We start from the raw sequence: 13742 nt of genomic DNA on the forward strand, positions 1-13742 counted from the left end.
GGTGTCCCGGTGGTGCGGTTGCGACCCGCTCGCCCCTCAACGCGCCTTGCGGAGTCCAGACGTGTCACTACGGCCTTTGCCCCCAACTTTGGGGTTAAGCCAATGTCCTCTATCTCCTCACTTGCGGTCGCAACTCTTGGTACGCCGCGCATCGGTCCACGCCGCGAGCTCAAGCTTGCGCTCGAAAGCTTCTGGTCCGGCACATCGGACGAGAAGGCATTGATCGAAGCCGGGATCGGATTGCGTACCGCCAACTGGGCGCGGCAGAAAAAGCTCGGTGTATCGGTAATTCCGTCGAACGATTTCTCGTTCTACGACCAGGTGCTCGACACCTCGGTGATGGTTGGCGCGATCCCCGCTATCTATGGCTGGACCAGCGGCCCAATACCGCTTGCGACCTATTTTGCGATGGCGCGCGGCAGCCAGGGTGATGTCCAAGACAACTCGCACGATGCGCCCCGCGGCAACGCCCATCATAGCCAAAGCCTGCCGGCGCAAGAAATGACCAAGTGGTTCGACACCAACTACCACTATATGGTTCCGGAACTCGCGAAGGATCAGCAATTCCGCCTCGTCTCGCGCAAGCCGATCGAGGAATATGAGGAAGCCAAGGCGCTGGGCTACCAGACCCGACCCGTGCTGGTCGGTCCGGTCACCTTCCTCAAGCTCGCCAAGAGCAAGGATGCCGGCTTCGAGCCGCTGTCGCTGCTGGACCGGCTGCTGCCGGTCTATGTCGAGGTGCTGCGGGAGCTTGCCAGCCGCGGCGCGGAATGGGTGCAAATCGATGAGCCTTGTCTGGTGCTGGATCTCGACGAGGCGGCTCATGACGCGCTGCGGCGTGCCTACGCCGAAATCGCCAGGGCAGTGCCGAAGATCAAGATCATGCTGGCGAGCTATTTCGGCGGCCTCGGCCAGAACCGCGACACGGCGTTCGCGCTTCCTGTGACGGGACTGCATTTCGACCTGGTGCGCGCGCCCGAGCAGCTCGACGACCTCGCCCGCCTGCCCGCCGACCGCGTCGTCTCGCTCGGTGTGCTCGACGGCCGCAATATCTGGCGTGCGGATCTGAGCAGAATCCTCGACCGGCTTGAGCCAGTCGTCGCAAAGCTCGGCAACGACCGTGTGCAGATCGCACCCTCCTGCTCGCTGCTGCATGTGCCGATCGATCTCGCCCTGGAAGCCAAGCTCGACGCCGAGGTGAAGAGCTGGCTGGCCTTCTCCGTGCAAAAGATCGAGGAGCTGGCTGCGCTCAGCACGGTATTTGCAAGCGGACGCAGGTCGATCACAAAGGACTTGGAGGCATCCGACGCCGCCGCGCTAGCGCGCAAGACCTCGCCGCGCATTCACGACGCGAAGGTGGCAAGCCGTATCGCCGGGATCGACGAGGCAATGCGCCGGCGCGCCAGTCGGTTCGAGGAGCGAGCCGAGATGCAGCACGCGCGCTTCAACCTGCCAGCTTTCCCCACGACGACGATCGGCTCTTTCCCGCAGACCCAGGAAATCAGGAAAGCGCGCGCCTCGCATGCCAAGGGAGACCTGAGCGATACCGCCTACAAGACTTTCCTGCAGAACCAGACGGCACGCACCGTGCGCTGGCAGGAAAGCATCGGTCTCGACGTGCTCGTCCATGGCGAGTTCGAGCGCAACGACATGGTGCAGTACTTCGGTGAACAGCTCTTAGGATTCGTCTTCACCGAGAACGCCTGGGTGCAGTCCTACGGCTCGCGCTATGTCAGGCCGCCGATCCTGTTCGGTGACGTGTCACGCCCGAAGCCGATGACGGTCGAATGGTGGCAGTATTCGCAGTCGCTCACCACAAAGCCGGTGAAGGCGATGCTGACCGGCCCGGTCACCATCCTGAACTGGTCGTTCGTCCGCGACGACATTCCGCGCAGCCAAGCCTGCCGCCAGATCGCGCTCGCGATCCGCGACGAGGTCATCGACCTGGAAGGCGCCGGCGCTGGCATGATCCAGATCGACGAGGCAGCCTTGCGCGAAGGCCTGCCGCTACGGCGCTCAGAGTGGGCAACCTATCTCGACTGGGCGGTAGAATGCTTCCGCATCTGCTCGTCCGGCGTCGGGGACGAGACCCAGATCCACACCCATATGTGCTACTCGGAATTCAACGACATCATCGACGCGATCGGCACGATGGATGCGGACGTGATCTCGATCGAGACATCGCGATCGAAGATGGAGCTGCTGGACGCATTCCGGAACTACCGCTATCCGAACGAGATCGGACCCGGCGTCTACGACATCCACTCGCCGCGTGTGCCTGAGGTGACCGACATGACCGGGCTGCTCAAGCTGGCGCGGCAGCGCCTGTCCGACGACCAGCTCTGGGTCAACCCGGATTGCGGCCTGAAAACCCGTAAATGGGATGAGGTCCGGCCGGCGCTCGTCAATATGGTTGCGGCCGCGCGCGAGCTGCGGGCAGCAGGCTGATGCCAGGGAGGCTGCCGATGCAATTCTGGATCAAATGCAACCGCTACGGCAAAGCGGAACCCGACTATGTCAACGTCTCGCTCGTTAGCGGCATGTCGCGCGAGCGCGACAAGACGATCCTCGAATTCGTCGGCGCTCAAACCATCGAGGTGAACGAAACGCCAGAAGAGATTCTGGCGCTTCACCTCGGTACGTCTGCCGGACAACGCATCTGACTCGCAAGGTTGGAGCATGGTCGTCTGAGGCTGATTCGATTTGTTATTCCCGAATTAGGTGAGTTCTGATTCAAGGTGCTGACCGGGTTGGAGGCCCAGCATCCCGTGGGGCACGCCTATTCGCTCCATTTCCACGAGAGGGGCGTTTTGCACGCGCCAAGCCAGTGCGGTGGTCCTTCGCGCCGCATGCGTGATCCTCGAACAGCTGACGCCAATCAACGCCGGCGGCGAGCATCGCGCCTTCAAGTCCGTGGTCCGGCGGTCGGAGTCCGGCGATACGCCGCATGCGGCCAACCAACATAGGCGGATACCCATCGGAAATAGGTTTCCGTTTGGCAGCGCATGGCGAAGAGTTTTCCGCATATTTTCGCGCCACCAGGCTTTTGGCTCGCCTACTACAAGAATCGGTAGATGGCTAAAGCCGAATTGAGGCCCTAGGGTCCGGCCGCGTTCCCCGCCTGTCATCATATCATCGACGAACGGAAGTGAACGCAAGCGCACGTGAAGCGGCGGCCCGCAGCGCCTGCCTGTCACCTTCCGCCCTTCCATCGCTTCGTGGGGTAACATCATGTCCGAACAACCCATGCCGACGCTGCCGATGTGGCGCGTCGATCACATCGAGCCGTCGCCCGAGATGTTGGCGCTACGCGCCAAGGGGCCGATCCACCGCGTGCGCTTCCCATCGGGGCACGAAGGCTGGTGGGTGACAGGCTACGACGAGGCCAAGGCGGTGCTGTCGGACGCGGAGTTCCGGCCCGCGGGAATGCCGCCGGCGGCATTCACCCCGGATTCGGTGATTCTCGGTTCGCAGGGGTGGCTGGTCTCGCACGAGGGAGGCGAGCATGCCCGGTTACGCACGATCGTGGCGCCGGCCTTCAGTGACGGCAGGGTGAAGCTGCTTGAACAGCAGGTTGAGGCGATCGCCGCGCAGCTGTTCGAGACGCTGGCGGCCCAGTCCCAGCCCGCCGATCTGCGGCGCCACCTCTCCTTTCCGCTTCCGACCATGGTCATCAGCGCGCTGATGGGCGTGCTCTACGAGGATCACGCCTTTTTCGCCGAGCTGTCCGACGAAGTGATGACGCACCAGCATGAAAGCGGCCCGCGCAGCGCGTCGCGCCAGGCCTGGGAAGAACTGCGCGCCTACATTCGCGGCAAGATGCGGGACAAGCGCCAGGATCCGGGCGACAACCTGCTGACGGATCTGCTCACGGCGGTAGACCAGGGCAAGGCAACCGAGGAAGAGGCGATCGGCTTGGCTGCGGGCATGCTGGTGGCAGGGCACGAGAGCACCGTCGCGCAAATCGAATTCGGCCTGCTGGCTATGTTCCGCCATCCGCAACAGCGCAAACGCCTGGTCGGCGATCCATCCCTGGTGGACAAGGCGGTGGAGGAAATCCTGCGCATGTACCCGCCGGGCGCCGGCTGGGACGGCATCATGCGCTATCCGAGGACCGATGTGACCATCGCGGGCGCGCATATTGCCGCGGAGAGCAAGGTGCTGGTCGGCCTGCCGGTGACGTCGTTTGATCCACGCCATTTCGACGCCCCGGAAAACTTCGACATCGGACGCGAGGAAAATCCGCACCTGGCGTTCTCTTACGGACCGCACCACTGCATCGGCGCAGCGCTGGCGAGACTCGAACTCAAGGTAGTGTTCGGTTCGATCTTCCGGCGTTTTCCTGCACTGCGCCTGGCCGTGGCGCCCGAAGAACTGAAGTTGCGCAAGAAGATCATCACTGGCGGGTTCGAGGCGTTTCCGGTGCTCTGGTGATGCGCGGACCCGCTGGGGATCGCAACCTTCTCTGCAATTTGCCGGCACGCGCTCCCGTCAGAACAGCCAGCCAATAGGGTACCAAAATGGACGTGCAAGATGCCACGGCAGCATGTCGGGATGCCTTCGCCGAACTGGCGTCGCCAGGGTGCCTCCACGACCCGTATCCGTTCATGCGGTGGTTGCGCGAGCACGATCCGGTGCATCGCTCAGCGTCTGGCCTGTTTCTCTTGAGCCGCCACGCCGACATCTACTGGGCCCTCACGGCCACGGGCGATGCGTTTCGGGGACCGGCGCCGGGCGAACTGGCGCGCTATTTTCCGCGTGCGGCCACCAGCCTGTCGCTCAATCTACTGGCGTCCACGCTAGCGATGAAGGACCCGCCGACGCATACGCGTCTGCGCCGGCTGATCTCGCGCGATTTCACCATGCGTCAGATCAACAACCTGCGGCCCAGCATCGCGCGCATCGTCGCAGCGCGCCTGGACGGCATGACTCCCGCGCTGGAGCGTGGGGAGGCAGTGGACCTGCATCGGGAATTCGCGCTGACCTTGCCGGTGCTGGTCTTCGCCGAACTGTTTGGCATGCCGCAGGACGACATGTTCGGGCTCGCCGCCGGCGTCGGCGCGATTTTGGAAGGCCTGAGCCCGCATGCCAGCGATCACCAGCTCGCCGCGGCGGACGCGGCCAGCGCCAGGGTGCAGGCCTACTTCGGCGACCTCGTACAGCGCAAGCGCACCGATCCCCACGACGACATCGTATCGATGCTGGTCGGTACCCACGACGACGATGCCGACACGCTGTCGGATGCGGAGTTGATCAGCATGCTGTGGGGCATGCTGCTGGGCGGCTTTGTCACCACTGCCGCGACCATCGACAATGCGGTCCTCGCGATGCTGGCGTATCCCGAACAGCGACACTGGCTGCACGGAGACGCCGTGGGGGTGAAGGCATTCGTCGAAGAAGTCCTGCGCTGCGACGCGCCCGCCATGTTCAGCTCCATTCCGCGCATTGCCCAGCGCGACATCGAACTGGGCGGCGTGGTGATCCCGAAGAACGCGGACGTGCGCTTGCTACTCGCGGCCGGCAATCGCGACCCGAACGCCTTCGCCGATCCCGACCGCTTCGATCCCGCGCGGTTCTACGGCACCAGTCCAGGCATGTCGACCGACGGGAAGATCATGCTCAGCTTCGGCCACGGCATCCACTTCTGCCTCGGTGCGCAACTGGCCCGGGTGCAGTTGGCCGAGAGCCTGCCGCCGATCCAGGCGCGTTTTCCCACGCTGGCTTTGGCCGAGCAGCCGATCCGGGCGCCCTCCGCGTTCCTTCGAACGTTCCGCGCGCTGCCGGTGCGGCTGCATGCGCAGGGGGGCTGAGATGCGCGTCGTGGTCGACCAGGATCTGTGCGGAACCACCGGGCAGTGCGTGCTGACGTTGCCGGGCGCCTTTCGCCAGCGCAAACCGGACGGCGTAGCCGAAGTGTGCGTGGCGACGATCCCGCAGGCACTGCACGCCGACGTGCGGCTCGCAGCCAGCCAGTGTCCGGTCGCCGCCATTCGGGTCATCGAAAGCGACGTCGGCGATGAGGAACGCGCCAGCGCCGACCCCGCGCCTTTTCCGGCCGAGGCGGAGCGGCATGCCGCGAGAGGCCAACGCAATCCAGGACGACACGATGGGACGATTTGAAGGAAAGGTGGCCGTGGTGACTGGCGCCGGCGCCGGCATCGGCAAGGCATGCGCCCTCGCCATCGCGCGCGAGGGCTGCAGAGTGGTGGTGGCCGACATTGATGGTTCGGCGGCCATCGCTTGCACCGCGCAGATCGCGTCCGAAGCTGGCCACGCGCTGGCCCTGGCCATGGACATCGCCGATGCGCAGGCGGTGGCAGCGCTGTTCGAGACGGCGGAGCGGCAATTCGGTGGGGTCGACCTGCTGGTGAACAACGCGAGCGCCATGCATCTGACACCGCGCGACCGCGCGATCCTCGACCTGGACCTGACGGTCTGGGATCAGACCATGGCGACCAATCTGCGCGGCACGCTGCTCTGCTGTCGGGAGGCCATCCCACGGATGATCGCCCGCGGCGGTGGAGCGATCGTCAACATGTCTTCGTGCCAGGGGCTCAGCGGTGACACCGCGCAGACGTCCTACGCCGCCTCGAAGGCGGCGATGAACATGCTATCGGGCTCGCTCGCCACTCAGTACGGTCATGTGCAGATCCGCTGCAACGCGGTTGCGCCAGGTCTCATTATGACCGAGCGTCTCCTCGCCAAGCTGGACGAGCGCATGCAACGGCATCTGCGCCGGCATCAGCTCCTGCCGCGGGTCGGCCGCCCCGAGGACGTAGCGGCGCTGGTGGCGTTCCTGCTCTCCGACGATGCTGCGTTCATCACCGGCCAGGTCGTGTGCATCGATGGCGGCATGCTGGCGCATGTGCCGACGTACGCCGACGGTGGCAACAGCGGCGCAGCGCGGCCTGCCGGCCACACCGCCGATGCGGTCACGGTGCCGCGCGGCTGATAGACATGCTGCTCAACCCGCTGAACCGTCGGCACCGGCTTCGGCACGACATCCCGGTCGTGCCCGGCGCTTTCCCTCTGATTGGACATCTTCCCGCCATCGTCTGCGACCTGCCGCGCCTGCTACGGCGCGCCGAACGGACGCTGGGCAGCCACTTCTGGTTGGATTTCGGCCCTGCCGGACAGCTGATGACCTGTGTGGATCTGGATGCGTTCGCACTGCTCCGGCACAAGGACGTGTCCTCGGCGGTGATCGAAGACATCGCGCCCGAATTGTTTGGCGGAACGTTGGTTGCCCAGGACGGCGGCGCTCACCGGCAGGCGCGCGATCCCATTAAGGCGGCGTTCCTACCCAATGGGCTTGCCGAGGCCGGCATCGGGGAGCTGTTCGCGCCCATCATATGGGAGCGGGTGCAGGCGTGGCGGGATCGCGGCAACGTAACTATCCTGCGCGAAACGGGCGGCTTGATGCTCAAGCTCATCTTCAGCCTGATGGGAATCCCCGCGCACGACCTGCCGGAATGGCATCGCAAGTACCAGCAACTGCTGCAGTTGATCGTGGCGCCCCCGGTCGACCTGCCCGGACTACCCTTGCGGCGCGGCCGCGCCGCCCGGGACTGGATCGACGCGCAGTTGCGGCAGTTCGTCCGCGATGCGCGCCTGCATGCCCCGCGCACCGGGTTGATCAACGACATGGTCAGTGCCTTCGATCGCAGCGACGATGCGCTCTCCGATGACGTCCTAGTCGCGAATATCCGCTTGCTGCTGCTTGGCGGTCACGACACCGCCGCCTCGACGATGGCCTGGATGGTGATCGAGCTGGCGCGACAGCCTGAGCTGTGGGACGCCCTGGTCGAGGAGGCGCAATGTGTGGGCGCGGTGCCGACCCGGCACGCGGACCTGGCGCAGTATCCGGTCGCCGAGGCGCTGTTCCGCGAGACATTGCGCGTGCATCCGGCTACCACGCTCCTGGTGCGCCGTGCGCTACAGGATTTGCAACTTGGCCAACGGCGCATTCCCGCGAGCACCGATCTGTGCATCCCGCTGCTGCATTTCTCGACCTCGGCGCAGCTGCACGAGGCGCCTGATCAATTCCGCCTGGCGCGCTGGTTGCAACGCACGGAGCCGATCCGACCGGTGGACATGCTGCAGTTCGGTACCGGCCCACACGTCTGCATCGGCTACCACTTGGTATGGCTGGAGTTAGTGCAGTTCTGCATTGCCTTGGCGCTGACCATGCACAAGGCAGGGGTACGCCCGCGGTTGCTGAATGGCGTCGAAAAAGGCCGGCGCTACTACCCGATCGCACGTCCGTCCATGACAATCCGCATCGGATTCTCCATGAGCTGGCATCGTATCACGTGCCCCGTGTGGCGAGGCGTCGGCGGCTCGCGGCTCGCCGTGGCCGTCTCCTGTCGGGTACAAGGACATGAACAACATGCAGACCGGTTCCAGGCTACTTGAGCAGCGGATTGGCGTTTGCGCGCTTGGCGGATTGGGCGCACGGGTGCACGGCGAAATCGGCAGGCTGCCGCCGGAGATCTGGATGCAGGACGGCGCAAAGCGCGTCGAACAGGCGCTGGCGCGTCGTCTCTGCGCCGAATACGACGGTGAGACCGAGCTGATGGCGGCGATGCGCTACGCCACCCTGCAAGGCGGGAAGCGCACCCGCGCGTTGCTCTGCATGGCTGCAGGCGCGCTGGCCGACACGTCAGCACACGTGCTCGACGAAGTCGGCGCCGCCATCGAGATGATGCACGCCTGTACCCTGGTTCACGACGACCTGCCCGCAATGGACGACGACGTGCTTCGCCGCGGCCTTCCGACCGTGCACGTCAAGTTCGGCGAAGCCACTGCGATCTTGGTCGGCGATGCGCTGCAGGCGCATGCCTTCATGATCCTGGCGAGCCTGGAAACGCCGGGCGACCACCGTATCGCGCTCGTACGCGAACTAGCGCAGGCGGTGTCAGCCGAGGGTGCCGCAGGCGGGCAGGCCATGGATTTGTCGCTGGTTGGAAAGCACGTCGAGCTGGACAAGATCGTGGCGATGCACCGGATGAAGTGCGGAGCGCTAGTGCGCGCGTCCGTTCGCATGGGCGCGCTATGCGCCATCTCGGATGATGCCGCGCACGCAGCGCTGTACTGTGCGCTCGATCGCTACGGCGCCTGTTTCGGCCTAGCGTTGCAGGTGATCGACGACATTCTCGACGCGACAGCGGATACCGCGACGCTGGGCAAAACTCCCGGCAAGGACGCGGCGGCGCAGAAGCCGACCTGTGCGTCGATCATGGGGCTGCAGGCGGCGCGCCAGTTCGCGTCGGATCTGTTGCGTGACGCCGGGGAGGCCATCGTCCCGCTGGGGCTGCGTGCGGAACGGTTGGCGCAGATCCTGCAGCGGGCCAACGCGTTTCTGTTTGAGCACGCGCCATGCGCATGAGCGCCCGTCCGCATGGAGGCGCCCCAATACCGCTGCGATCGGCAGCGGTGCCTGCTGCACTACGACCGAGTCCACGGCGCCGATCGCAGCGGTTGCCCTGCACGGCCGCCGTGTCTGCCTCGACAACCGTTTGCAGAAGGAACTTCCCGCTGAACGCGCTGTCCGAACAGATCCTTTCCGAATTGCGCCACCTGCTGCGCGAGATGAGCGATGGGGGCAGTGTCGGTCCCTCGGTCTACGACACGGCGCGAACTCTGCAGTTCCACGGCAACATCACCGGTCGGCAGGATGCATACGCGTGGCTCATCGCGCAGCAACAGGCCGATGGCGGATGGGGAAGCGCGGACTTCCCGCTGTTCCGCCATACGCCCACATGGGCGGCGTTGCTGGCATTACAGCGTGCCGATCCTCTTTTCGGCGCTGCGAACGCAGTCCAAGCTGCAACCCAGTTCCTCTGGCGCCAGTCCGACCCCTACGCGCATGCGGTGCCGGAAGACGCGCCGATCGGCGTGGAGCTGATCCTGCCGCAGCTTTGCGGCGAGGCCGCATCCTTGCTAGGCGGCGTGGCGTTTCCGCGCCACCCGGCGCTGTTGCCGCTGCAGCAAGCGTGCCTGGTCAAGCTGGGGGCGGTGGCGATGTTGCCGAGCGGCCATCCGTTGCTGCACTCCTGGGAAGCCTGGGGGACGTCGCCGACCTCCGCATGCCCGGATGACGACGGCAGCATCGGCATCAGTCCGGCGGCCACCGCCGCGTGGCGTGCGCACGCCGCGATACAAGGGAGCACGCCGCAGGTCGGGCGCGCCGACGCGTATCTGCAGGCGGCTTCTCGGGCGACGCGCAGCGGCATCGAAGGTGTCGTTCCCAACGTCTGGCCGATCAATGTGTTCGAGCCAAGCTGGTCGCTATACACCCTGCATCTGGCCAGGCTGTTCGCGCATCCCGCGCTCGCCGATGCGGTGCGCGTGATCGTCGCGCAGCTCGACACCCGCCTGAGCGTGCGCGGTCTGGGCCCGGCCTTGCACTTCGCCGCCGACGCGGACGACACCGCCGTTGCGTTGTGCGTCCTGCGCCTTGCAGGCCGCGACCCGGCGATCAGTGCGTTGCGCCATTTCGAAATCGGCGAGCTGTTCGTCACCTTCCCCGGCGAGCGCAATGCCTCGGTGTCGACCAACATCCATGCCCTGCATGCGTTGCGACTACTGGGAAAACCCGCCGCTGGCACTAGCGCCTACGTCGAGGCCAATCGCAACTCGCACGGTCTATGGGACAACGAAAAATGGCACGTCTCGTGGCTGTATCCCACCGCCCATGCCGTCGCTGCGCTGGCGCAAGGTAAGCCCCAGTGGCGCGACGAGTATGCGCTGGCGGCGCTACTTCAGGCCCAGCGCGACGACGGCAGCTGGGGCGCCGGTCGCGCGTCCACATTCGAGGAAACCGCCTATGCGCTGTTCGCGTTGCACGTGATGGACGGGAGCGAAGAGCCGACAGCGCGCTGGCGCATCGCGCAGGCGGTGGCGGGCGCACGGGAGTGGATGCTCGCCCGCCATGCGGCGCATGCATTGCCGCAGACGCCGTTGTGGATCGGCAAGGAACTGTATTGCCCCACCCGGGTCGTGCGTGTGGCCGAACTCGCCGGGTTGTGGCTGGCACTTCATTGGGGACGGCGCGTCGACGCCGAGGGACCGGCGCCATGAGCCAGACCGAAAGCGCGCTGCAGCAGGTGCTGGAGTGGGGGCGCTCCCTAACGGGGTTCGCCGATGAGCATGCCGTGGAAGCGGTTAGGGGCGGCCAGTACATCCTGCAGCGCATCCAGCCGAGCCTGCGCGACAACAGCGCCCGCACCGGCCGCGATCCGCAGGACGAAACGCTGATCGTGGCGTTCTATCGCGAATTGGCGCTGCTGTTCTGGCTCGACGATTGCAACGACCTTGGCCTGATCGCGCCGGAGCAGCTCGCCGCGGCGGAGCAGGCGCTGGCGCAGGGCATGCCGTGCGCGCTCCCCGGATTCGAGGGATGCGCCGTGCTGCGCGCTTCAATGGCCGCGCTCGCCTACGATCGTCGCGACTATGCTCAGCTTCTCGACGATACCAGGTGCTATTGCGCGGCGCTGCGCGCCGGACACGCGCAGGCGGCAGGGGCGGAACGCTGGTCCTACGCCGAGTACCTGCACAACGGCATCGATTCGATCGGCTACGCGAACGTGTTCTGTTGCCTGTCGTTGCTGTGGGGGCTAGACATGGCGATCTTGCGTGCGCGTCCGGCGTTTCGCCAGGTCATGCGGCTCATCTCCGCGATAGGGCGCCTGCAGAACGATCTTATTGGACGCGACAAGGACAGGTTGGCCGGCGAGGTCGACAATGCGGCGATTCTGCTGCTGCAGCGCTATCCGGATATGCCTGTGGTAGAATTCCTCAACGACGAGCTGGCCGGCTATACTCGCATGCTGCACCGCGTAATGGCGGAAGAACGCTTTCCCGCGCCGTGGGGACCATTGATCGAGGCCATGGCGGCCATCCGCGCGCAGTACTACCAGACCTCGACCGGCCGCTACCGTAACGACGCTGCGAGGAGAGGCCAGCGTACGCCTGTCTGAACTCGCGGGAGACCGCGGCGTACGCGCGCTGCCGTCGGGTCCAACGCAACGCCGTCGCCCGAAGCGACCGATGGAGCGAGCATGACCGACACCGACCCTTGAGGAACTCAAAGTAATTAGGACGACATCAGTGCTGCTTCCTCCGTGATTTGAATATCCGACGTCTTCTCGGTCGGCTTCCTCCCTGCCGTCGTGTTCTAATCGGTCTTTCCATCAGTCGGTTGCCCATCAGCTGCTCTTTTGCTGCTGTTTCTTCGCCACCGCTCTGCGATCGTCGTCTTCGCAGCAACTGCTGCTCTGCTCAACCATGAAATAACCGTCAATCGTCCAAAACGTGAGTACAACCGTTTCTCCACGCCAAGGAACTAGCTGGTCGTGCTCGCCAGGCTGAGCGCTACACGCGCGGGAGGACGTGATTCTATTTGCGCCTAGCGGCGAACGACCCTCGCCGCCTATCATTGCTTGCGGCCAGTCCACTGTCTGCGTCGGGCAAAACCAAATGCGCTGCATTTTTTTCCGCTTGTCGGCTCTAAGTTGGAGAATGGAAGCATGCGCCTCGCCCTTCCATTTTGCTTTGGCCAACCGGCAAGCATCATTGCGAATTCGGAGGGGTGCGCGTTGTGAACTTTTCGACAATAGTGGGCACTCTCGTCGTGCGCTTCATGCTCGTCGTCGGTCGCAACGCAAGGCTCGACCGAGCGAAGTCAAAAATGAGCATCGAGCCTGGAAACAATATATATATGGAAGTCTCTACCAAATGCTTTGAATGTATCGCGTTCGGCATGCCACGCTAAAGCCTCGCCGCCAAAGCGGTCAATGCTAGGCTGTCCAAACGTATGCCTCGTGCGGCCCGACCAAGCGCGCGAGGTCAGCGGTGCATCAGCTTGCACCGAAACCAACACCAGGAGCGGCTCCTCTGCCCGCAATCTCGACCGCCGCCACTCAACAGAATTTGAGGGCGCCCGTCGCGTCGGCTTCGACTGACGGTGCATGAGCTCCCCGGTCAATAGCCGAGCGGCATGAAGCAGATGCTGGCGAATACGCCGGGACGGCGATGCTCGAGTAACCAACCAACATACCAATGGCATCAGATGCCCCAACAGCAACCATCCCGCTTGCTGCTCGACCAACTCCATCGCGAGATCACGTGGCACACGCCTTGCTTCGCTTATAGCGGAAGCACGGAATCTCGGGAGGACGATATGCTTGGAATTGGAAGTAAGTTGCCGTCGTTCGAAATCACAGGCGTAAAGCCTGGATTTCACGCGCCACAGGAAGACGGACAGAGCGCATTCGAAACTTTGACTGAAGACAGCTTTTCCGGGAAATGGAAGATTATCTTCTTCTACCCGAAGGATTTCACGTTTGTCTGCCCGACCGAAATCGCCGAGTTTGCCCGGCTATCCAAGGATTTTGCCGACCGCGATGCGGTCGTATTGGGTGGTTCGACCGACAACGAATTCTGCAAGCTCGCTTGGCGACGCTCACATGAGGACCTGCAAAATCTGCAGATCTGGCAATTTGCCGATACCACAGGAGCGCTGGTCGATGGCCTTGGCGTGCGTTCGCCAGAGGGCGTCGCTTACCGATATACCTTTATCGCTGATCCTGACAACACCATCCAACACGTCTATGCGACCAATCTCAATGTCGGCCGCAGCCCCAAGGACACGCTTCGCGTCTTGGACGCACTCCAGACCGACGAACTCTGCCCGTGCAACCGCGAGATCGGCGGCGAAACGCTGAACGTTGCTTGAGGTA

Annotated in this window: 10 protein-coding genes and 1 pseudogene; all 11 read left to right on the forward strand. The window is 64.3% G+C overall.

Features of this window, described 5'->3' with window-relative positions; genetic code table 11:
• The first annotated feature begins 102 nt into the window (after window positions 1–102).
• Window positions 103–2448, forward strand: a complete 2346-nt coding sequence (metE, locus tag ACSKB9_RS16785) for a 5-methyltetrahydropteroyltriglutamate--homocysteine S-methyltransferase (protein ID WP_438074313.1) — start codon at window positions 103–105, stop codon at window positions 2446–2448.
• A 17-nt stretch (window positions 2449–2465) separates the two neighbouring features.
• The gene (locus ACSKB9_RS16790; RefSeq protein ID WP_438074314.1) at window positions 2466–2663 is read left to right on the forward strand and encodes a hypothetical protein; all 198 of its coding nucleotides are present in this window, start codon (window positions 2466–2468) and stop codon (window positions 2661–2663) included.
• A 568-nt stretch (window positions 2664–3231) separates the two neighbouring features.
• The gene (locus tag ACSKB9_RS16795) at window positions 3232–4434 is read left to right on the forward strand and encodes a cytochrome P450 (protein WP_438074315.1); all 1203 of its coding nucleotides are present in this window, start codon (window positions 3232–3234) and stop codon (window positions 4432–4434) included.
• Window positions 4435–4520: 86 nt separating this feature from the next.
• Window positions 4521–5810, forward strand: coding sequence for a cytochrome P450 (locus ACSKB9_RS16800; RefSeq protein WP_438074316.1), 1290 nt, complete (start codon window positions 4521–4523; stop codon window positions 5808–5810).
• A gap of 1 nt (window position 5811) precedes the next feature.
• Window positions 5812–6120: a ferredoxin gene (locus ACSKB9_RS16805; RefSeq protein ID WP_411784405.1), complete on the forward strand. Its 309-nt coding sequence runs from the start codon at window positions 5812–5814 to the stop codon at window positions 6118–6120.
• Window positions 6107–6952, forward strand: coding sequence for an SDR family oxidoreductase (locus ACSKB9_RS16810; RefSeq protein ID WP_438074319.1), 846 nt, complete (start codon window positions 6107–6109; stop codon window positions 6950–6952). The genes ACSKB9_RS16805 and ACSKB9_RS16810 overlap by 14 nt, the downstream gene beginning before the upstream one ends.
• Window positions 6952–8292: pseudogene (locus ACSKB9_RS16815) on the forward strand (cytochrome P450); the annotation flags it as partial. The gene ACSKB9_RS16810 and the pseudogene ACSKB9_RS16815, both read left to right, overlap by 1 nt.
• Window positions 8293–8380: 88 nt before the next feature.
• Window positions 8381–9388, forward strand: coding sequence for a polyprenyl synthetase family protein (locus ACSKB9_RS16820; RefSeq protein WP_438074321.1), 1008 nt, complete (start codon window positions 8381–8383; stop codon window positions 9386–9388).
• Between the two features lie 149 nt (window positions 9389–9537).
• A complete protein-coding gene (locus ACSKB9_RS16825; RefSeq protein WP_438080253.1) occupies window positions 9538–11082 on the forward strand; it encodes a hypothetical protein in 1545 nt (514 codons plus the stop codon).
• Entirely contained in the window at window positions 11079–11981 is a 903-nt protein-coding gene (locus ACSKB9_RS16830) for a terpene synthase family protein (protein ID WP_411784408.1), read from the forward strand. The genes ACSKB9_RS16825 and ACSKB9_RS16830 overlap by 4 nt, the downstream gene beginning before the upstream one ends.
• A 1202-nt stretch (window positions 11982–13183) precedes the next feature.
• Entirely contained in the window at window positions 13184–13738 is a 555-nt protein-coding gene (locus tag ACSKB9_RS16835) for a peroxiredoxin (protein WP_438080254.1), read from the forward strand.
• The last annotated feature ends 4 nt before the right edge of the window (window positions 13739–13742 follow it).

The organism is Bradyrhizobium sp. BR 1433, assembly GCF_051547665.1.
Lineage (GTDB): Bacteria > Pseudomonadota > Alphaproteobacteria > Rhizobiales > Xanthobacteraceae > Bradyrhizobium > Bradyrhizobium australafricanum.